Annotated in this window: 22 protein-coding genes; 8 read left to right on the top strand and 14 right to left on the bottom strand. The window is 70.1% G+C overall.

Going from position 1 to position 20,162, the window contains the following annotated elements:
• Nucleotides 1-56: 56 nt before the first annotated feature.
• The 9 genes from ABD05_RS12095 to madL all read right to left on the bottom strand — a co-directional run bounded on the left by ABD05_RS12095 (nt 57) and on the right by madL (nt 7,406).
• Nucleotides 57-989 carry an acyltransferase domain-containing protein gene (locus ABD05_RS12095; protein ID WP_047900330.1) on the bottom strand — a complete coding sequence of 311 codons (933 nt, stop codon included), beginning with the start codon at nt 987-989 and terminating at the stop codon, nt 57-59.
• On the bottom strand, nt 986-1,852 hold the full coding sequence (gene mdcB, locus ABD05_RS12090) for a triphosphoribosyl-dephospho-CoA synthase MdcB (protein WP_047900329.1): 867 nt from the start codon (nt 1,850-1,852) through the stop codon (nt 986-988). Before mdcB ends, ABD05_RS12095 begins: the two co-directional genes overlap by 4 nt.
• Entirely contained in the window at nt 1,849-2,517 is a 669-nt protein-coding gene (mdcG, locus tag ABD05_RS12085; protein WP_047900328.1) for a malonate decarboxylase holo-[acyl-carrier-protein] synthase, read from the bottom strand. The genes mdcB and mdcG overlap by 4 nt, the downstream gene beginning before the upstream one ends.
• Nucleotides 2,504-3,211 carry a biotin-independent malonate decarboxylase subunit gamma gene (gene mdcE / locus ABD05_RS12080; protein ID WP_047900327.1) on the bottom strand — a complete coding sequence of 236 codons (708 nt, stop codon included), beginning with the start codon at nt 3,209-3,211 and terminating at the stop codon, nt 2,504-2,506. The genes mdcG and mdcE overlap by 14 nt, the downstream gene beginning before the upstream one ends.
• On the bottom strand, nt 3,198-4,133 hold the full coding sequence (locus ABD05_RS12075; protein WP_047900326.1) for a biotin-independent malonate decarboxylase subunit beta: 936 nt from the start codon (nt 4,131-4,133) through the stop codon (nt 3,198-3,200). Before ABD05_RS12075 ends, mdcE begins: the two co-directional genes overlap by 14 nt.
• Nucleotides 4,130-4,444, bottom strand: a complete 315-nt coding sequence (gene mdcC, locus ABD05_RS12070) for a malonate decarboxylase acyl carrier protein (protein WP_047900325.1) — start codon at nt 4,442-4,444, stop codon at nt 4,130-4,132. The genes ABD05_RS12075 and mdcC overlap by 4 nt, the downstream gene beginning before the upstream one ends.
• A gap of 10 nt (nt 4,445-4,454) precedes the next feature.
• Nucleotides 4,455-6,101 carry a malonate decarboxylase subunit alpha gene (mdcA, locus tag ABD05_RS12065; protein WP_047900324.1) on the bottom strand — a complete coding sequence of 549 codons (1,647 nt, stop codon included), beginning with the start codon at nt 6,099-6,101 and terminating at the stop codon, nt 4,455-4,457.
• 130 nt (nt 6,102-6,231) lie between these two features.
• Nucleotides 6,232-6,999, bottom strand: a complete 768-nt coding sequence (gene madM / locus ABD05_RS12060) for a malonate transporter subunit MadM (protein ID WP_047900323.1) — start codon at nt 6,997-6,999, stop codon at nt 6,232-6,234.
• An 11-nt stretch (nt 7,000-7,010) separates the two neighbouring features.
• Nucleotides 7,011-7,406, bottom strand: coding sequence for a malonate transporter subunit MadL (gene madL, locus ABD05_RS12055; RefSeq protein ID WP_047900322.1), 396 nt, complete (start codon nt 7,404-7,406; stop codon nt 7,011-7,013).
• 326 nt (nt 7,407-7,732) lie between these two features.
• Here madL and ABD05_RS12050 point away from each other — a divergent pair, with 326 nt between their 5' ends.
• Both ABD05_RS12050 and ABD05_RS12045 read left to right on the top strand, forming a co-directional pair.
• Nucleotides 7,733-8,581, top strand: coding sequence for a LysR substrate-binding domain-containing protein (locus ABD05_RS12050; RefSeq protein ID WP_047900321.1), 849 nt, complete (start codon nt 7,733-7,735; stop codon nt 8,579-8,581).
• Nucleotides 8,582-8,747: 166 nt separating this feature from the next.
• Nucleotides 8,748-9,026, top strand: a complete 279-nt coding sequence (locus tag ABD05_RS12045; protein WP_047900320.1) for a DUF4148 domain-containing protein — start codon at nt 8,748-8,750, stop codon at nt 9,024-9,026.
• A 54-nt stretch (nt 9,027-9,080) separates the two neighbouring features.
• On the opposite strand, the gene ABD05_RS12040 is transcribed toward ABD05_RS12045, so the two are convergent.
• The gene (locus ABD05_RS12040) at nt 9,081-9,998 is read right to left on the bottom strand and encodes a 3-hydroxyacyl-CoA dehydrogenase NAD-binding domain-containing protein (RefSeq protein ID WP_047900319.1); all 918 of its coding nucleotides are present in this window, start codon (nt 9,996-9,998) and stop codon (nt 9,081-9,083) included.
• A gap of 246 nt (nt 9,999-10,244) precedes the next feature.
• Between ABD05_RS12040 and ABD05_RS12035 the strand changes: the two genes are divergently transcribed.
• Together ABD05_RS12035 and ABD05_RS12030 are read left to right on the top strand one after the other, a co-directional pair.
• A complete protein-coding gene (locus tag ABD05_RS12035; protein ID WP_047900318.1) occupies nt 10,245-10,685 on the top strand; it encodes an Hsp20/alpha crystallin family protein in 441 nt (146 codons plus the stop codon).
• A 16-nt stretch (nt 10,686-10,701) separates the two neighbouring features.
• The gene (locus ABD05_RS12030; RefSeq protein ID WP_047900317.1) at nt 10,702-11,112 is read left to right on the top strand and encodes an Hsp20/alpha crystallin family protein; all 411 of its coding nucleotides are present in this window, start codon (nt 10,702-10,704) and stop codon (nt 11,110-11,112) included.
• 111 nt (nt 11,113-11,223) lie between these two features.
• Here ABD05_RS12030 and ABD05_RS12025 read toward each other — a convergent pair whose 3' ends face one another.
• Nucleotides 11,224-11,535 (bottom strand): TFIIB-type zinc ribbon-containing protein, encoded by a 312-nt coding sequence (locus ABD05_RS12025; RefSeq protein WP_047900316.1) that lies wholly within the window; start codon nt 11,533-11,535, stop codon nt 11,224-11,226.
• Nucleotides 11,536-11,615: 80 nt separating this feature from the next.
• Nucleotides 11,616-12,371: a TerC family protein gene (locus tag ABD05_RS12020; RefSeq protein ID WP_047900315.1), complete on the bottom strand. Its 756-nt coding sequence runs from the start codon at nt 12,369-12,371 to the stop codon at nt 11,616-11,618.
• A 108-nt stretch (nt 12,372-12,479) separates the two neighbouring features.
• Between ABD05_RS12020 and ABD05_RS12015 the strand changes: the two genes are divergently transcribed.
• Both ABD05_RS12015 and ABD05_RS12010 read left to right on the top strand, forming a co-directional pair.
• Complete coding sequence (locus ABD05_RS12015; RefSeq protein WP_047900314.1) at nt 12,480-13,373, top strand: LysR family transcriptional regulator; 894 nt, start codon at nt 12,480-12,482, stop codon at nt 13,371-13,373.
• Between the two features lie 227 nt (nt 13,374-13,600).
• Nucleotides 13,601-14,731 carry a DUF2242 domain-containing protein gene (locus ABD05_RS12010; RefSeq protein WP_047900313.1) on the top strand — a complete coding sequence of 377 codons (1,131 nt, stop codon included), beginning with the start codon at nt 13,601-13,603 and terminating at the stop codon, nt 14,729-14,731.
• 396 nt (nt 14,732-15,127) lie between these two features.
• On the opposite strand, the gene ABD05_RS12005 is transcribed toward ABD05_RS12010, so the two are convergent.
• On the bottom strand, nt 15,128-16,048 hold the full coding sequence (locus ABD05_RS12005) for a pyridoxal-phosphate dependent enzyme (protein WP_047900312.1): 921 nt from the start codon (nt 16,046-16,048) through the stop codon (nt 15,128-15,130).
• A 157-nt stretch (nt 16,049-16,205) separates the two neighbouring features.
• Here ABD05_RS12005 and ABD05_RS12000 point away from each other — a divergent pair, with 157 nt between their 5' ends.
• Together ABD05_RS12000 and ABD05_RS11995 are read left to right on the top strand one after the other, a co-directional pair.
• On the top strand, nt 16,206-17,117 hold the full coding sequence (locus tag ABD05_RS12000) for a LysR family transcriptional regulator (protein ID WP_047900311.1): 912 nt from the start codon (nt 16,206-16,208) through the stop codon (nt 17,115-17,117).
• Nucleotides 17,118-17,849: 732 nt separating this feature from the next.
• Nucleotides 17,850-19,055, top strand: coding sequence for an MFS transporter (locus tag ABD05_RS11995; protein ID WP_047900310.1), 1,206 nt, complete (start codon nt 17,850-17,852; stop codon nt 19,053-19,055).
• 69 nt (nt 19,056-19,124) lie between these two features.
• Here ABD05_RS11995 and ABD05_RS11990 read toward each other — a convergent pair whose 3' ends face one another.
• Nucleotides 19,125-20,147 carry a histone deacetylase family protein gene (locus ABD05_RS11990; RefSeq protein ID WP_047900309.1) on the bottom strand — a complete coding sequence of 341 codons (1,023 nt, stop codon included), beginning with the start codon at nt 20,145-20,147 and terminating at the stop codon, nt 19,125-19,127.
• Between the last annotated feature and the right edge of the window lie 15 nt (nt 20,148-20,162).

Genomic DNA, 20,162 nt, shown 5'->3' with positions numbered 1-20,162 from the left:
ACAGTGCGGAACGGATGCCCGGCAGGTGTGTTTCAGGCCGTTTTTCGGGGCGGCGGTCAGCCGGCCGCGACGCGCGCGAGCCAGCTCGTCACACCATCGACGGAACGAAAATCCGCAAGGCTGCGCGCCGGCAGCGCGGGATATGCACCGCCTGCCATTTCGGCCAGCGCCCGCCCGGGGCCGAGTTCGAGGAACGCGGTCGCGCCGGCCTCCACGCAGGCGGCAAGACAGGCCGCCCACTCGACCGGCTCGGCGATCTGCCGGGCAAGCTTGTCGAGGCCCGTGTCGACGTCGAGCACCGACGCGCCGTCGAGGCCCGAAAACAGCCGCGTACCGGGCAGCGGCCGGCGCGCGCGCACCGCGGCAAGCGACGCGCGAAACGCCGGCACGGCCGCTGCGAGCCGGCGCGTGTGCGCCGCGATCCGCACGCACACGGGCGCGACGCGCAGCGCACCGGCGCGCGCCGCGTCGTCGGCCACCGCATCGACATCGGCCTGCCGCCCCGCGACCACGAAGGCGTCGCCGGGGTTCGCGATCGCGATCGCCGCGTCGCGGCCGTCGCACAACTGCGCAAGCTGCGCGCGCGTCAGGCCGCGCACGAACACCATCCGCTCGTCGCCGCCGCTCGCCGCATCCATCGCGCGTGCGCGTGCGTCGGCCAGGTCGAGCGCGTCGTGCGGATCGACCATCCCCGCGACGCTCCACGACGCGACTTCGCCGACGCTGTAGCCCGCGACGCAGCGCCGGCGCGGCCATGCCGCGTCGAGCAGCGCGGCCGCCGCAAGCGCCTGGACCGTGCAGAGGATCTGCGCGGCGCGGTTCTCGCGCAGCGCGTCCGGTCCGGCCTGCCGGACCCATGCGCGCGGATCGTCGCCGAGCAGCCGGCCCGCGTGCGCGAACAACGCATCGGCCTGCGGCGCCGCGCCCGTCAGGTCGAACATGTCGGCGCGCTGCGCGCCTTGTCCCGAACAGAGGATCGCCAGCGTCATCGCGCGTCCCCGTCGGCTTCGAGCGCATCGACGAATACGCTCATCGCGAGCAGGTCGGCCGCGCCGCCCGGGCTTAGCCGGCGCGCAACGAACGCACGATGCGCGGCAGCCGCGCGCAGTCGCCAGTCGCGCGCGCGCACGCCACCGCGTGCAACGAACGCGCGTGCGGTCGCCCGCGCGAACTCGAGGCCGGCCTGCCCGCCCCGGTGCAGCAGGTTCGTATCGTCGAGCGCGGCGATCAGCGCGAAGCACGCTGCGACGCGCGCGGCTTCCGGGTCGTCGGGCAGGTCGCGCTTCGCGCGGCGCAGCGCGGGCAGCCCGATCGCGTACACGGTCGTGAAACCGTCGGCCGCCTCGCGACGCGCGCCGCCGACGCCGTAGCGTCGGCTCGCGCGCTCGCCGTGGCTGTCCGGCAAGCGCGGGCCGCCGAGAATATCGGTGCCCCAGCGGCGGGAAACGAACGCGCCGAGCGTCATTCCGCCGGGCACTGCCCCCGGCGTCGCACGCCGGCCCGCGGCCGCGCACAGCAGCCCGAGCCCGAAGATCGCGCCGCGATGCGTATTGACGCCGCCGGTCGCGGCGAGCATCGCGTGCTCGGCACGCAGGCCGATCTTGCGCAGCACGGCCATGTCCGCGTCGCGCGCGCCCGCATCGGCGAGTTCCGCGAAGTACGGCCGCAGCACGGCGGCGCTGCGCGCGAACATCGCGGCATCCATGTCCGAATGGCTGCCGGTGTCGACGTGGCTGACCAGCCCCGGCTTCGGATAGGTGTCGATCTCGAGCACGAGACTGCGCTCGGCCAGCTCTGCGACGCGCTCGGCAGCGGACGGCGCCGGTACGCGGCAGGCAGCCCATGCGCTCATCGCGCGTCTCCGGTGAATGCGCCGGCAGGCATCAGTTCGACGGCGATCGCGGTCTTGACCGCGACTTCGGGCAGCCGCGCGTGCAGTTCGCGCCAGTTGACGCCCGCGCCGTCGTCGCGCAGCAGTTCGCCGTCGATGCGCATCGGCGCGCGCGCGTCGATCGCCGCGAGGCCGTCGAGCAGCGGTGCGAGCGACGCGGCAGTCGGCAGCGGAAACACGATGTCGAGATCGGACGACGCGCCCAGGTATCGCTCGCCCGTCAGCGCCTGCCACGCGAGGCTGCCGAACACGCGGCCCTGCACGCCGCAGCGCGCACCGAGCGCATCGAGCTCGCGCAACGGTGCGTGCCACGCATCGGGCGCGGCGGCGAGCACGTCGGCCAGTGCGGGCAGCGGGCCGACCGTCGCGAGCGCGTCGGCGGCAACGTTCAGCGCGATGCGCCGCTTGCCCGCGGCAGGCGGCAGCGGCATGCCGAGCGGCACGCGGCCGGCATCGGCCTCGTCGGGCGACGCGCGGCGCACGATCAGCGGCCAGCCGCGTTCGGCCCACGCACGCACGAGCGGATCGGCCGCAAGCGCGGGATCGCGCGCGAATGCCGCGCCCCACCCCGCCGCCGTCAGCGTGACGAGCGTGTGGCGGCGCAGCGGCATCTCAGCGTGCGGCACGCGCGAGTTCCTCGACGCGCCGCGCGACGTCGGTCGCGACCGGCCGGCCGCGCGCCGCGCGCCGGTCGATGCGGTCGGCCGCCTTGCCGAGCCATTCGCCGACCTGCGCATCGAGCGCGCGGGCCGGGTCGAGCACGGCATCGACGGCGCCCATCTTCACGAGGTTGTCGAGCCCGGGCGCGAACACGGGCGTCGAGCGCGCCATCTCCTTCAGCACGTCGATCGGCAGCTTGGTCACGCGCGACATCGACGGCAGGTCCATCACCTCCGGTTCGGCGCCCGGCACGGCGAGCAGCGTGCGCGTCGCGAGCGCGGTCGCGATGAACGCGCCCGCGGCCGTGTGGCCGTACAGCACGCCGATCGTCCGGTGCCCGGCGAGATCCGCGTGCATCAGGCACTTCGCGAGATGCGACAGCCCTTCGTTCAGGCCGAGCAGTTCGTCGCGCTTGCTCATCCGCTGGCTGTCGCTGTCGACGAGCACGAGGATCGGCGTGTCGCCGCCGCGCGCGATCGTGTCGAGCACGCACGATGCAAGCGTCAGCGCCTCGTCGATGCCGAACGGTAATCGGTCGGCGACGCCGATCACGTCGACGCGCGTGCCGGCCAGTTCCGCGTGGCCCGTCAGCAGGCCGCCGGTGCGCGCGATCGAATGGCCTTTTGGAAACAGCGAATTCAGGACTTCATCGAGCGTCATGCTGGGGCTCCTGTAACTGGTCGGCGAGTTTCGCGAACGCATCGTCGGGCATCCCGGGAATCGCTTCCGGCGCGTCCGCACCGAGCACGCGCCATACGTCGAGCGCATCCCTGCATGCGCCGAACCGTTCAACGCGTGCTTCGAGGCGCGCCTGTTCGGCACGCAGCATCGTCGCATCGAACTTCGGCGCGTGGCCGATCAGGTCGAGCGCCGCCACGCGGAACGCGTCCGGGGTATCGGCGACATAGCGGTCCGCACCGCCGATCAGCCGCCGGTGCTTGCCGCCCATCGTGCGCCAGATCAGCGCACGGTCCTTCGCGTCGAATTCCTCGACGCCGCGATTCGTTTCGATCACTTCGGGGCCCGACACGCTGATGCGCCCCTGCTCCGACACCGCCAGCGCCGAACAGCACGCGGCGAGCAGCCCGCCGCCGCCGTAGCAGCCCGCGCGCCCGCCGATCAGCCCGATCACCGGCACGCCGGCCGCGCGCGCGTCGACGAGCGCGCGCATGATCTCGGCGATCGCGAGTTCGCCCGCGTTCGCTTCCTGCAGCCGCACGCCGCCCGTATCGAACAGGATCAGCACCGGCTTGCCGAGCTCGCGCGCGGCGCGCAGCAGCCCGGTGAGCTTCGCGCCGTGCACTTCGCCGAACGCGCCGCCCATGAAGCGGCCTTCCTGCGCGGCGACGAACACCGGCTGGCCGTCGAGCCGGCCGTGGCCGACCACCATCCCGTCGTCGAACTGCTGCGGCAGGTCGAACAGCGGCAGGTGCGGGCTCGTCACGCGGTCGGCCGGCCCGAGGAATTCGCTGAAACTGCCCGCGTCGAGCAGCCCGTCGATGCGCTGCCGCGCCGACGCCTCGTACCAGCTCGCGCCGTTCGCGACGAACGCGGGCGCGTCGTGGATCACGTCGGTCATCATGCGTCTCCCTCGATCGCGCGCACGGCCTGCGCGAGCCGCAGCGACACCATGTCGGGCCGCGCGCCGCCGTCGTTGATCGACAGCTTCAGGCCGCCCGGCGTGCGCCGCTCGACGAAATCCGCCACCACGGCCTGCCACACCGCGCCGAAGCCGACCGCCGCGGTGCGGATGTCGATCTCGCATTCGTTGCCCGGCAGCACGCGCTCGACGAGCACTTCCAGATTGCCGGACGCGACCACGCCGACGAGCGCCGCGGCCTGCTCGCCCTTCGCGCGCTCGCGCGCGGTGAAGCGATAGTTCAACTGTTCCATGCCCTCTTCCTCACCAGTTGCGGAACCGGGCCGGCGGCGCATAGAGCCCGCCCGACCAGTGCACGAGATCCTTGATCGAGCGCGCGGCGAGCCAGCGGCGGTCGGCGTCGAGCGGATCGATGCCGAGATCCTCCGGGCGGCGGATCACGCCGCGCTCGCGCAGCCGCTCGACCATCTTCCGGTCGCGGCCGCGGCCGACGTCCGTATAGCCGGCGACGCCGCGGATCGCGTGCTCGCGCTCGTCCTTGTCGCGGCACATCAGCAGGTTCGCGATCCCTTCCTCGGTGACGATGTGCGTGACGTCGTCGCCGTAGACCATGATCGGCGCGAGGTCGAGCTGCAGCTTGTCGGCCAGCTTCAGCGCATCGAGCTTCTCGACGAACATCGGCACGTTCTTGTCGCCGAAGGTCTCGCCGATCTGCACGACGAGCTTGCGGCCGCGCCGCAGCGGCGCCGGCGTGTCGGGGTCGGCTTCCGCGCCGGCCTTCAGCCACGGCTCGCTCGGATGGCGCCGCCCGCGTGCATCGCTGCCCATGTTCGGCGCACCGCCGAAGCCGGCGATCCGCTCGGCCGTGACCGTCGACGAATGGCCGGACAGATCGATCTGCAGCGTCGAGCCGATGAACATGTCGCACGCGTAGAGGCCGGCCGTCTGGCAGAACGCGCGGTTCGAGCGCAGCGACCCGTCGGGGCCCGTGAACCACACGTCGGAACGCGCACGGATGTAGTCGTCCATCCCGACCTCGGAGCCGAAGCAGTGGATCTGCTCGACCCAGCCCGACTCGATCGCGGGAATCAGCGTCGGGTGCGGATTGAGCGCCCAGTGCGTGCAGACCTTGCCCTTCAGCCCGAGCTTCTCGCCGTAGGTCGGCAGCAGCAGCTCGATCGCTGCCGTGTTGAAGCCGATCCCGTGGTTCAGTCGCTTGATGCCGTACGGTTCGTAGATGCCCTTGAGCGCGAGCATCGCGGTGAGGATCTGCGTTTCGGTGATCGCGGCCGGATCGCGCGTGAACAGCGGCTCGACGTAGAACGGCCGGCCGGCCTCGACGACGAAATGCACGCGGTCGCCGGGGATGTCGACGCGCGGCACCTTGTCGACGATGCGGTCGACCTGCGCGATCACGATGCCGTCCTTGAACGCGGTGGCCTCGACGACGGTCGGCGTGTCCTCGGTGTTCGGGCCCGTGTACAGGTTGCCGTCGCGGTCGGCGCTGACCGCGGCGATCAGCGCGACGTGCGGCGTGAGGTCGATGAAGTAGCGCGCGAACAGCTCGAGATAGGTGTGCACCGCGCCGAGCGCGATCTTGCCGCCGAACAGCAGCTTCGCGATCCGCTGCGACTGCGGGCCCGAATACGCGAAATCGAGACGCTTCGCGATGCCGCGCTCGAACACGTCGAGATGCTCGGGCAGCACGACGCCCGACTGCACCATGTGCAAGTCGTACACCTTCGCGCTGTCGACGTCGGCGAGCGCCGTCGCGAGCAGGTCGGCCTGCTTCTGGTTGTCGCCTTCGAGGCAGACGCGGTCACCCGGCCGCAGCACCGCTTCGAGCAACGCGACGGTGTCGCGCGCGTCGACCCGCTTGCCCTGCGCGTAAGCTGCGCCGGCCGCGAGGCGTGCATCGCGCGCCTGCCGCGCGTGATTCCATCCCGTCATGAACAGTTCTCCCGCTTCGATGGTTCAGCGGCATTCTAAGCCTGGCGCCGCCGCCGATTGATGATGTTGACGAATGCGACTCAGAGGACGCGGCGATGGATGCGGCCCGCGCGGGCCGCATCGCATGGCCCTAGCCGCCGACCAGCGCGCGCGTCGCGAAGAACAGCACCGACGGGCCGAGCAGGCAGCCGACGCCCGTATGGAACGTCGCGACCAGCGCGCCGTACGGCACGAGCCGGCGGTCGGTCGCGGCGAGCCCCGCGCTCACGCCGCTGACGGTGCCCGCGAGGCCGCCGAAGATCATCGCGGAACGCGGCGTCTTCAGGCCCATGAAGTTCGCCGCGACCGGCGTGCCGACCATCACGATGATCGCCTTCACGAGCCCCGTCGCGATGCTGAGCGCGATCACGTCGGAGCTCGCACCGATCGCCGCGCCCGTCACGGGCCCGACGATGTAGGTGACGGCGCCCGCGCCGATGGTCGTCATGCTGACCGCGTCGGTATAACCGAACGCGCGCGCGATGCACGCGCCGACGATGAACGGCAGCACGGTGCCGAGCAGCAGCGATACGACGCCGACGAGCCCGGCCTTGCGCGCCTCGGTCGGCTGCACTTCGAACGCGGTCGCGACGATCGCGAAATCGCGCAGCATCGCGCCGCCCATCAGGCCGACGCCCGCGAACAGCGGCACGTCGGCGATTCCCTTCTCGCCGCCGGTGAACGCACCGCCGACATATGCGAGCACGAGACCGATCACGATCGCGATCGCGGAGCCGTGAACGCGGCCGAACGTGAGCTTGCGCGACGCGATCGACGACAGCCACATGATCAGGCCGACCAGCGCGAACGACGCGACGAGCCCGTTGTGGGCGACGACTTTTTCGAGCATCTGCAGCATGGCGGCCTCCGTTATTGTTCTTCGAATTGCGGCACGCCCGCGAAGGCCGTGTCGTCGCGCCCCATGCGCACGAGTACCGCGATGCAGCATGCGCAGATCGCGACCGCGCCGACGGCGGACAGCAGCGCGACCGGGCCGCCCTTCAGCGCGGCGACGACGTTCTGGTTCGCGGCCATCGCGACGACGACCGGGATGTACATCGCGCCCCAGAAGCCGACGCCTGCCTCGGTCTCCTTCGGCAGCCAGCCGCGCCGGTGCAGCCACAGGCGCAGGCAGATCAGCAGCAGCATCGCGATGCCGACCCCGCCGACGTTGGTCTTCACGCCGATCGCGCTGCCCAGCAGGTCGCCGAGGAACAGTCCGGCCAGGTGGCAGAACGCCAGCAGCGCGGTTCCGTAGATGATCATGAGTCGTCTCCAGTCTCTTCGTGACGGGCGCCTGACGCATGCAGAAAGCGGGCCCGCACGTCGATCCCGTGCGCGGACTGTCTCCTGCGGCGGTGCGCCGCGGCCCGGCGGCCCGTCGTGCGGGCGCGTTCTCGGGCGGTCGATGGGATGATGCGGTTTCGGGCCGGACGCCGGATGCCGTAGACTGACCGATGCAGCCGCCGGCACGACGCGGGCTACGCGTCCGGTGCGCCCCGTTGCGGGCCGCACCGGGGCGTGATCCGATACTAGCGCCGCAATATCCGGCCATTTATGAAGTTGTCGAAACCGATTCAGTGGATTTAGCAATGCGTCCGTTACCGCCCGAGCTGCTGCGCAGCTTCGTCGCCGTTGCCCAGTCCGGCAGTTTCACCGCCGCGTCCGAGCGCGTGAACCTGTCGCAGTCGACCGTCAGCCAGCATATCCGCCGCCTCGAGGAGCTGCTCGACCGGCCGCTCTTCGAGCGCGACACACGCAACGTGCACCTGTCGCAGCACGGCGACGCGCTGTTCCGCTACGCGGTGCGCATCCTCGAACTGATGGACGAAGCCGTCACGTCGGTGTGCGGGCCGCCGCTGTCGGGCAAGGTGCGGCTCGCGATGTCGGAGGATTTCGCGTCGACGCACCTGACGTCCGCGCTCGCGAGCTTCGTGCAGCGCAATCCGGAGGTCGAGCTCGCGATCTCGACCGGGCTGTCGGGCGACCTGTTCGACGCGCTCGACGAAGGCCGGCACGATCTGGTGTTCGCGAAGCGCATCGCGGGCAGCCGGCGCGGCCGCGTGATCCGCAGCGAGCCGCTGTACTGGTGCACCGGCCCCGATTCGCGGATCACCGGCCACGAAGCCGTGCTGCCGCTCGCGCTGCATCCGGAGCCGAGCGTGTCGCGCCGCCGTGTGCTCGAAACGCTCGACGCGATCGGCCGGCCTTACCGGATCGCGGTGGTGAGCAGCAGCATCGCGGTACTGCGCGCGGCCGCGAGCGCGGGGCTCGGCGTCAGCGCGTTCGCCGGCTACGTGATTCCGGCCGGGCTCGCGCGGCTCGACGCGGGGCTGCCCGAGCTCGGCGAACTCGAATACGTGATCGACCGGCCGGCCGCCGCGTCGCGCTCGACGCTCGCGCTCGAAGCCACGCTGGTCGCGGCGGCGGCGGAGTTGTAACCGTACCGCGCGTGACGCACGAAGCGCGGCCTCGCCCGCAACTGACAGCTTTGCCCGGAACGCGTCATCGTCCGCGCAGCACCCGCTCGCGACAATGGGCCCCATCGGAACGCACGGCAAGCCGCCGCGCGCATCCGGTGTCCCGTCCCCTTGATCGGAGCGCACCATGAACGTCTTGCGATTCGCCGTCGCGACCGCCGCAGCCACCCTGCTGTCCCCCGCCTTTGCCCGGACCGATGCCGCGGCGCCCGAACAGGGCCTGACACGCGCGGAAGTCATCGCCCAGCTCAAGCAGGCCTATCTCGACGGCGAACTGCCGACGAACGACGGCAACTACCCGCCGAGCGCCGCGACGCGCGCGCGCAACCGCGAACTCGTGCAGGCCGCGAGCCCCGCGTGGCTTGCCCAGACGCCGCAGGCACCGCAAACGGCTGCGCAGCAGTAGCCGAACGCGGCCCAACCGATCGCGGCCCGACCGAAACGCACCGCCGCGACGCAGTCAGGGCAGAAAGCTACGGCGACGCGCGTCGATCAGCTCGACGAGCAGCCGGTCGCGCTCGGCCGCCAGTTCCTGCATCGAATGCTCGCCCTGGATCGCGCGCAATTCGTCGGTCAGCTTGCGGTCGACGTCCGGATCGAACGAAGGCGTGCCGAGGTCGTCCCACCAGGTCGTGATCGGCCCCGACAAGTGTTCGAGGAAGTGTGCGATCCCACCCGCGCCGCCGCCGAGGTGATAGGTCAGGCACTGCCCCATCAGCCCCCAGCGCAGACCCGGCCCCCATGCGACGGCCTTGTCCGCATCGGCCACGCTCACGACGCCTTCGCCGACGAGGTGATACACCTCGCGGAACAGCGCGGCCGCGAGCCGGTTCGCGACGTGGCCGGTCATCTCCTTGTTGAGGACGATCGTCTGCTTGCCGAGTGCGTCGTAGAAATCCTTCACGCGCGCGATCACGTCCTGGCCGGTCGCGTCGCCGCCGACCAGCTCGACGAGCGGAATCAGATGCGGCGGATTGAACGGATGCGCGATCAGGCAGCGTTCCGGATGCTTCGCGCACGCCGTCTGGATGTCCGACATCTTCAGGCCCGACGAGCTCGACGCGATCGGCACATGCGCGGGCAGCACGTCGTCCATCTGCCGGTACAGCGCGCGCTTCAGGTCGAGCCGTTCCGGGCCGTTCTCCTGCACGAAATCGACGCCGTCGAGCGCGCGCACGAGATCGGCGTCGAACGACAGCCGCGCGGAAAGTTCGGCGGCCCGGTCGCCGAGAAACGCGGCCAGCGCGTCGCGCAGCCGCGCATCGGCTTGCGGCGCCGGATCGGTCGCGACGACGTCGAAGCCCTGCGTCAGATAGAAAGCGGCCCAGCTCGCGCCGATCACGCCGGCGCCGACGATCGCGATGCGTCGAATGTTCATGGTTGTCCCGTGTCGTTGGTCTGCAGATGGATCGCGGCGATTGTCGCATCGAATCGCACGGACACGCGTTAACGCAAGTTGCAGGTTCCCTCTTGAAATGCGCCGCGGCGGCCACTAATTACGCGTTGCCGGGCAGTGCTCCATGCAACGCACTGCCCCCGTTTCGACCCAGTGGAGCCACCCGTCGCGCCCGCCGCAGGCGTCGCGCCGTTGCGTCTCCCGCGTTCCCTGTTCCGGAGGACCATCATGAGCGGTATCCATAACGGCCACGACCTGTTCGACGAATTCGCCCGCGTGCAGCGGCAGGTCGCGAACCTGTTCGGCGAACTCCCGTCCGGCATCCGCGCGGTACGGCCAAGCGCGTTCCCCGCGCTCAACGTCGGCGCCACCGACGATGCAATCGAGATCGTCGCGTTCGCGCCCGGCATGGCCGCAGCCGACTTCGACGTGTCGATCGACAAGGACCTGCTGACGATCAGCGGCGAGCGCAAACCGGCGCCGCGCGGCGAAGGCGACGACGTGCGCACGTATGCGCAGGAGCGCTTTCACGGCACGTTCCGCCGCGTCGTCGAGCTGCCGCAGAATGCGGACGCCGACAACGTCAGCGCACGTTACGAAAACGGCTGCCTGCTGATTCGCGTCGGCCGGCGCGAAGCATCGAAGCCGCGTGCGATCACCGTTCAGTAATCTTCAGGATACCGACATGAATACGAACCCGACCGTGGCCGAACGCCACACCGCCACTGCTCACCCGGCCGCCGCCGACGCCGCGCGCCGGCCCGCGATTACGCCGGCCGTCGACATCGTCGAGAACAATCTCGGCGTCACGCTGCGGGCCGACCTGCCCGGCGTGCCGCGCGAGAACCTCGACGTAAAGGTGTACGACAACACGCTGACGATCGAAGCCGATACGCAGATCGACACGCCGGCCGACCTGCGCGTGCGGCACGCCGAAGTCCGCGCGCCGCGTTATGCACGTACCTTCGTGCTGAGCCCCGATCTCGACACGTCGAGGATCGACGCGAACCTGCGTGACGGCGTGCTGACGCTGACGATTCCGCGCCGCGAAGAAACACGTCCGCGCCGCATCGATGTGACGGCAGGCAACGCGTAAGCGTTGGCGCGTGTCGTGAGGCGACGAGCATGAAAAAGCCCCGCCGGGCGCGATGCCGGGCGGGGCTTTCTTGCATCGGGCGACGCGTGTGCGTGCGCACCGTATCCGGATTCAATCGAAATCGAACAGATCGAACATCGATTTGCGACGGCGCTGGCCGTCGTGCCGGTGACGGTCGTCGTGCGAGCGAGTGTCGCGCCCCCAGTTGTCGCGATCGCTCGGCGCGTGGGTGTGGGCGTGGGTGTCACGCGACGCAGCCGGCTCGTCGCGGCGCGCCGGCGCATCGCCGCCCTCACGGGCGATCAGCTTGTCGAGTTCGCCGCGATCGAGCCACACGCCGCGGCACGTCGGGCAGTAGTCGATCTCGATCGACTGGCGCTCGGCCATCAGCAGGTCAGGCGTCTTGCAGACAGGGCATTTCATCGTGTTGCTCCTTTCCGTGCGAATTCCGTATGAAGACGCGCGAGCCGGCGGCCTCGGCGGCCGCCGTCACGCGCGCTGGCTCAGTGGCCTTCCACCCGTGCCGCGCGCTTCGCCTTCGCGCGCCGCGCCAGCATGTTCATGCCCTCGACGAAAGCCGAGAACGCCATCGCCGCGTAGATGTAACCCTTCGGCACGTGCGAGCCGAAGCCTTCGGCGATCAGCGTCATGCCGATCACGACCAGGAACGACAGCGCAAGCATCACGATGGTCGGGTTGCGGTCGATGAAGCGTGCGAGCGGTTGCGCAGCGAACAGCATCACGGCCACGGCGACGATCACCGCGACGAACATGATCGGGATGTGCTCGGTCATGCCGATCGCGGTCACGATGCTGTCGATCGAGAACACGATGTCGAGCATCACGATCTGGCCGATCGCGGCCCACACCGTCAGGCCGGCCGCGCCGCCGGAACCGCCCTCGCCGTCACCGTCGTGCGACACGTGGTGATGAATCTCGGTGGTCGCCTTCCACACGAGGAACAGGCCGCCCGACAGCAGGATCATGTCGCGCCACGAGAACGCGTGGTCGAAGAGCGTGAACACGGGTTCGGTGAGGCTCGCGATCCACGCGACGCTGCCGAGCAACGCGAGGCGCATCACCAGCGCGAGCGCGATGCCGAGGCGCTGCGTGCGGGCGCGCTGCGCTTCGGGCAGCTTGTTGCTGAGGATCGAGATGAAGATCAGGTTGTCGATGCCGAGCACGACTTCCATCACGACGAGCGTCAGGAGCGCAGCCCAGACGGCAGGGTCGACGGCAAGCGTCAGCAGGTAGTCCATGAAATGGGCCGATACGAAAGTGGAAAGCCCGATGATATGCCGACCCGGACTTCGAAAAAATCAGCGAAAATCTTACTTTTGGTTCGGTTTTTCCGAAGTTTCGATCCGATGCTCAATTTCCGACATCTGTACTATTTCTGGGTCGTCGTGAAGGAAGGCGGCTTCGCGCGCGCGGCCGGGCGGCTCGACATGGCCGTGCAGACGATCAGCGCGCAGGTGCGCGAGCTCGAGAAATCGCTCGGGCACCAGTTGTTGCGCCCGGCCGGGCGCGGCGTCGCGATGACCGACGCGGGCCAGGCCGCGTATGCGCGCGCGGAGGTGATCTTCGAGATGGGGCGGCTGATTCCCGACGAAGTGCGCGCGGCGGCCAGCCAGCCGACCGTGCGGCTCGCGGTCGGCCTCGCTGACGGCATCTCCAAGCTCGCCGCGCATGCGATCCTCGCGCCCGTGCTCGACACGCCCACGCTGCGGCTGCTGTGCCACGAGGGCGAGCACGATGCGCTGCTCGCGGAACTCGCGCTGCATCATCTCGATCTCGTGCTGGCCGGCCAGGGCGCGCCGTCGGGGTCGAACCTGCGCGTGACGAGCGAGCGGCTGGTCGCGTCGCCGGTCGACTGGTATGGCCCCGCGGCGCTCGTCACGCCGGACGCGCGGCAACGCTTCCCGCAATGCCTGGCCGACCTGCCCGTGCTGCTGCCGACCGCGCATTCGGCGCTGCGCGCGCGCCTCGACCTGTGGCTGGAAGGCGAACGGATCGTGCCGCGGGTAGCCGGGGAATTCGAGGACAGCGCGCTGATGGCCGTGTTCGCGGCGCGCGGCCTCGGCGTGTTTCCGCTGAGCGAGCTCGGCGCGAACGACGCGTCGCTGCTGCGCGGCCTCAGGCGGCTCGGGCGCGCAGGCGACGTGACCGAGGAGATCCACGCGATCCGCTCGCGGCGCGGCGAACATCATCCGCTGACGTCGCAATTGCTGGCTTCCGCGCGGCCGTCGCCGGCCGGCTAGCGCCTGTTCGCGATCGGTCTCGCCGGTAACGGCTCGCCGAAACTGTCATGGGCGGAAACAGCGCCGGAAGCGAGCGCGACATCAAACGAAACTATAATGACGCCCCGGCCATCCGAGATTGCCACGCGCCCATTACCGGCCCCGCCCTTGCGCGACGGCCGCCATCCGGTTGCCGCGCGACGCGCGCAACCCGGCGCTGCAGCTCGCCGAGCCTTCTGAAAGACGCCATGCACAACCGATTTCGCCTGTTTTCCGTTTCGTGCGCGCTCGCGGCCGCGACCGTGCTGGCGGCGTGCTCGTCGCCGCCCAAGCCGATCTACCAGCAGGAACAGTTCGACGCGGCGACCAGCCCGTATGCGCATACGTTCCACTCGAAATCCGACGCGGCCTGCGAGGCCGCGCGGCGCGCACTGTTGAGCCAGGGTTATGTGGTGTCGTCGTCGCGCAACGACGCGGTCGACGGCAGCAAGAATTTCCAGCCGAACAACGACATGCACGTCGTGATCGAGTTTCACGTCGTGTGCGCGGATGCGACCGCGGACGGCTCGTCGAGCATCGCGTACGTGAACGCGGTGCAGGACCGCTACACGCTGAAGAAGTCGAATACGTCGGCCAGCGTCGGCCTCAGCGTGTTCGGCTCGCTGTCGCTGCCGATCGGGTCGAGCGACGATGCGCTCGTCAAGACCGCGAGCGAGACGATTCCCGCCGGCGTGTTCTACGAGCGCTTCTTCAATCTCGTCGACCATTTCCTGAAGATCGACCCGGCCCGCCGCGACCGCGCCACCGTGAAGGCCGCCGAGAAGGAACCCGTCACGCCGCTGCCCGAGCCTGCGCCGACGCCGCAGGGCGAACCGATGAAGATGACGACGCCGGTCGTGCCGACGCCGCCCGCGGCGCCGGTGCCGCTTTCGGTGCCGGGTGTCACGCCCGGGTCGGGCGCGATTGCAGTGCCGACCGCGGCGTCGGCCGTTATCGCGCCGGCTGCGATGCGTGCTGTCGCGCCGGTGGCGGCGTCTGGTTCGGTGGCCGCGTCGGCTTCCGCACCTGCGTCAGCTTCCGGTTCGGTGCCTGCGTCGGCTTCGGTTGCCGCACCGGTTTCCGCGCCGGCACGCACTTCCAGCCCCGCTTCGTTGCCCGCCGTCGCGGCATCGACTCCCGCCGTATCGGGGCCGGCCGCTGCTACGCCGGCATCGGCCGTGCCGGCGCCGGTGCCTGGGGCCGCAACATCCGCACCCGCATCGGCATCCGCACCGTCGAGCGCATCGCCTGCGCCGGCGGACAAAACGCCCGCCCCCGCTGCTGCGAACCCCGTCGCGTCGTCCGCGCCGTCCGGCGCGAGCGCACCGACCGCGAACTGACTGGCCGTCCTGACCGGCGGTCCAACTGGCCTTCCGTATCGTCGCACCCGCCCGCATCCGGCGCGGCGCGACGATACGCATCCCTTCCCCTTCATCCCCCGCAGGAATATCCGCGCCTCCGGCTGCCTGCCGGCTGCGTTTCCGCCATTGCAATAACGGAAACGTGACATCGACGCTTCGCGGCAAACCATGCGCGGCCGATGCCCGAGGTCGCCAAAGTCGACGATCGTCCTTCCGTCACCCAACCAACTTGCGTGCCGGCTTCTCCGTTTACCGCAACGTCGTGTGCAGCGTCTGCACGCTTCGCGACAAACCACGCGCAGCCAATGCCCGAGGTCGCCAAAGTCGACGATCGTCCTTCCGTCACCCAACCAACTTGCGTGCCGGCTTCTCCGTTTACCGCAACGTCGCGCGCAGCGTCTGCAGATGCTCGACGGTCGCCGTCACGCCGCCGCAGACGATCACGGCGATGTCCGATGCCGACGCGAGCACCGGCACCGGCCGCTCGAGCGCGGCCAGCGCGGCGCCGCACGCGGGCTCGACGACGATCCGATGCTCGTCGAGGAACCGCAGCGACGCGGCCACCGCGTCCGCATCGGACACGACGACAGGATGGATCTCGTGCCGCGTCGCCCATTCGACCGCCGTGTCGCACGGCCGCTTCGCGCCGAGCGACGTCGCGATGCTCGTGATCGCCGGCAATTCGACCGGGCGCCCCTGCGCGAGCGAGCGCGCATAGCAGTCGGCGCCTTCCGTTTCGGCCGCGACGACCGGCACGTCGTGCCAGCCGTTACGCGCCAGCCCTTCGAGCACGCCGCACAGCAGCCCGCCGCCGCCGACCGCGAGCACGACCGCGTCGGGCTTCGGGCCGACGGCCGCCATCTCGTCGATCATCGTCGCGTGGCCCTGCCACAGCACGCGGTCGTCGAACGGATGCACGAACGCGTCGTGCTCGCCGAGCGCCGACTGCGCGAACGCGTTCGCCTCGGCCCAGCTCGCGCCGTGCACGACCAGCTCCGCGCCCTCGACGCGGATCAGCTCGCGCGCGCGGGCCGACGCGCTTTCCGGCACGACGACGCGCACCGGGACGCCGAGTTCGCGGCCGCAATACGCGACCGCGATGCCCGCGTTGCCGCCCGACGACGACACGAACCGCCGCGCGCCGGCCGCGTGCCGCGCTTCGCAAACGGCGCCGATGCCGCGCAGCTTGAACGAGCCCGACGGCTGCAGCGCGTCGAGCTTCAGCCGGATGGTCCTGCCGAGCCGGCGGGACGCGATTTGCGAGCGGATATAAGGGGTCGGGATATGAAGCGGCATGGGGCGGGACACGATCGGAACGGAGGGAACGCACGCGACTCGCGAACGAGTGCGGCAACGACGGTCATCGTACGGCACGCGCGTCATGCTTTCCAATACCATCGAATGGCGTTTGTTATGCTTCACAGGCATATCCATCCACCGAAACGGGCTCCGCATGCGCCAGATCGAACTGCGTCACCTGCGTTACTTCGTGGCCGTCGCGCAAGCCGGCAGCGTGATGGCCGGCGCCCGCGCGGCCGGCATCGTCCAGCCCGCGCTGTCGCGGCAGATCCGCGAACTCGAGGACGCGATCGGCACGCCGCTGCTGATCCGCCGCGCCACGGGCGTCACGCTCACCGCGGCCGGCACGAGCTTCCTGCAGGATGCGACCGGCCTGCTCGCGACACTGCAGGACAGCCGCGAACGCGCGTTGCGCAGCGCGGCCGGCCAGCTCGGCGAACTGCGGCTCGGCGCGCTGCCGAACTGCCTGCCGCTACCCATCGTCGCGAAGGTCCTCAAGGCGTTTCGCGACGCGTGTCCGGACGTGAAGCTGTCGCTCGCGCCGATGCTGTCGGCCGAACAGGCGAGCGCGCTGGTGCGCGGCCAGCTCGACGCCGGGATCATGGCGTGGCGTCGCGAAGAGGCGCCGCACCTGTCGGGCGTGCGGCTGCTGAGCGACCGCTTCGTGCTCGCGATGCCCGCGCCGCCGGGCGGACGCTTCAACGCGCCGCACAGGCTGGCCGACGTCGCGAACGAGCCATTCGTCTGGTTCGACGCGCAGCGCTCCGCTGCGCACCACCGGTTCCTGATGGCGCAATGCCAGCAGGCCGGCTTCACGCCGCGCATCGCGCAGGTCGGCAGCGACATCCCGACGCTGATCGGCCTCGTCGCGGCCGGGATGGGCTGTGCGTTCGTGCCGGAAAGCGCGTCGCCGACGTGCCCGCGCACGGTCAGGCTCGTCGCGCTCGACGAGCTCGCGAGCCGCTTCGACATCGAGTTCGTGTTCGACGGCGCGGCAGCGGTACCGTCGCCCGTCGTCGCACGGTTTCTCGCGGCCGTGCGCGATGCGGCCGGCGAACTGGAATGACCGGGCGCCGGGCGCCGGGCGCGCGGCAAACGATCGAGCGATGCGATTCGCGCCGCCGGCTCACGAACGGATTCCGACCTCCGTTATACCGACGCTTTAGACGTTGCAGCACGCTAAACGGCGACATCACGTCCGCGAAGAATCTTTTAAAGCGATCACGTCGGACACCCGGGCGCCCGCATTCTTAAATTGACACCAAAAACGGCCGTTTAACGGCATTTCGAATTGTCATGTGCCGAAATATACTTCGCGCGCATCCAGCCCTCGTGCCAAAGAGAGGATGCATTTCCGCCCCGGTCACGGTCCCCCTGTGGCCGGGGCTTTTTTTGCCCGCGCGCCGCGCCGGCAAAGGGTTTCAGGTAGCACCGCAATGCCCGCGCCGGGTTGTAGCCGGCACATGAACGCCCCGTTCGATCCCCCGCGCCACACGCCGCTGTGCAATCGCCGGCAGGCTCCCGGATCGCCGTGCGGGACGATCGTCGATCCGTCGCGAACCACCGCCGGATCACGCCCCCCAACCGGAAGCCACGCCCTTCTCATTTCGAAAACCTTTCGAACAAGACACCTTCGCTCGCCCGCTCCGCCGGAGCGCCGGACGCGCTCCGCATTGTTGACATGAAATCAAGATAATTTCGCTATCACGCAGCTTTTTCCGCAAAAGTAATGCAGGCACACTTCGCTCTGTGCTCAACGGCCCCGTGCCGTTGTCCGTCGATTACAGGAGCCCATCGCGTGAACGCCACGACCTCTTCTCCTTCCCGCCCGCGCGGCGGCGCCGCGCTGCCGCTGCTGGCGCTCGCCGCCGGTGCGTTCGGCATCGGCACGACCGAGTTCTCGCCGATGGGCCTGCTGCCCGTGATCGCCGACGGCGTGCATGTGTCGATCCCGCAGGCCGGCATGCTGATCAGCGCGTATGCGATCGGCGTGATGGTCGGCGCCCCGCTGATGACGCTGCTGCTCGCGCGCTGGTCGCGCCGCTCGGCGCTGATCGCGCTGATGTCGATCTTCACGATCGGCAACCTGCTGTCGGCAGTCGCGCCGGACTACACGACGCTGCTGCTTGCCCGCCTCGTGACGAGCCTCAACCACGGCGCGTTCTTCGGGCTCGGCTCGGTGGTCGCGGCCAGCCTCGTGCCGCGCGACAAGCAGGCCAGCGCGGTCGCGACGATGTTCATGGGTCTCACGATCGCGAACGTCGGCGGCGTACCGGCCGCGACCTGGCTCGGCCAGATCATCGGCTGGCGCATGTCGTTCGCGGCGACCGCGGGCCTCGGCCTGATCGCGATCGCCGGCCTGTTCGCCGCGCTGCCGAAGGGCGAAGCCGGCAAGATGCCCGACCTGCGCGCCGAACTGTCGGTGCTGACCCGCCCGGTCGTGCTCGGCGCGCTCGGGACGACGGTGCTCGGCGCCGGCGCGATGTTCACGCTTTACACGTATGTCGCGCCGACGCTCGAACACCTGACCGGCGCGACGCCCGGCTTCGTGACCGCGATGCTCGTGCTGATCGGCGTCGGTTTCTCGATCGGCAACATCGCGGGCGGCCGCCTGGCCGATCGCTCGCTCGACGGCACGCTGGTCGGTTTCCTGCTGCTGCTGATCGCGACGATGGCCGCGTTCCCGCTGCTCGCCAGCACGCATGCCGGCGCCGCCGTCACGCTGCTCGTGTGGGGTATCGCGACGTTCGCGGTCGTGCCGCCGCTGCAGATGCGTGTGATGCGTGCGGCCCACGAAGCGCCGGGGCTCGCGTCGGCCGTCAACATCGGCGCGTTCAATCTCGGCAACGCGGTCGGCGCGGCAGCCGGCGGCATGGCAATCTCGGCCGGCTTCGGTTATGCGGCGGTGCCGCTCGTCGGCGGGCTGATCGCCGCGGCCGGACTCGCGCTCGTCGTGCTGCAGATGGCGCAGCGCCGCCGCGCACCGGCCACCGCGAATTCGTAAGCGCCACCCATCCGGTGCCGGGACCCGGCGCAGGCGGGCGGCGTACGCGATCCGGCCCCGCGGTGTCAGTCAGCGCGCGGCGGCGAACCCGCCGAAGAACGCACGCGCGTTCGCGTCGAGGCTGTCGAGGTGATAACCGCCCTCCTGCACGATCACCGTCGGCAGGCCGAGCGCGCCGATCGCGCCGCCGAGCCGCCCGAAGCCTTCGGTCGTAACGGCAACCTGCGATTGCGGATCGTCCTTGTAGATGTCGAAGCCGAGCGCGAGCACGAGCGCATCGGGCTGGAACCGCACGAGCGCGCGCAGCGCGTCGTCGAGCCGCTCGAAGAACGCCGACTCCGGCGAGCCGTGCGGCATCGGCAGGTTCAGGTTGAAGCCGTCGCCCGCCCCCGCGCCCGTCTCTTCCTCGTAACCGGCGACGACCGGGTAGAAATTGGTCGGATCGCCGTGGATCGATACGTACAGCACGTCGTCGCGGCCGTAGAAGATCTCCTGCACGCCCTGCCCGTGATGCATGTCGGTATCGAGGATCGCGACGCGGCGATGGCGGCCGAGCAGCGACTGCGCTGCGATCGCCGCATTGTTCAGGTAACAGAAGCCGCCGGCCGCGTCGCGGCGCGCGTGATGGCCCGGCGGCCGGCACAGTGCATAGGCCTCGCGCGCGCCGTCGTTGACGTCGGCCGCAGCCGCGAGCGCGCCCTGCGCTGACCAGTACGCAGCGCGCCACGTGTTCGCACCGACCGGGCAACTGCCGTCGGCCAGGTAGCGCGCGGCTTTCGCGAGCACGCCGCGCAGCGGGTTCGGCTCGCGCACGAATACGTTCGACATCACTTCGTCGCCCCAGTCGTCGGGCATCTGCTTCCAGTCGCGGTGCGCGTCCTCGAGAAAGCGCAGGTAGTTCATGTCGTGCACGGCCGCGATCGGCGCGGTGCCGCGATCGGCCGGCTCGCGCACGTCGAAGTCGAGCGAGCGCACGGCCGCGACGAGCCGCGCCGCGCGCTCGGGCACTTCCTGCGGTTCGCGCATCTGCCCGCGCGACAGGTAGCTGCGCGGATGGTGCAGCAGTTGTTCGGGATGGAAATAGGTTTTCATCGTTCGTCCTCGTCG

The organism is Burkholderia pyrrocinia (genome assembly GCF_001028665.1).
GTDB lineage: Bacteria > Pseudomonadota > Gammaproteobacteria > Burkholderiales > Burkholderiaceae > Burkholderia > Burkholderia pyrrocinia.
This window is presented reverse-complemented; position numbering and strand designations above follow the sequence as displayed.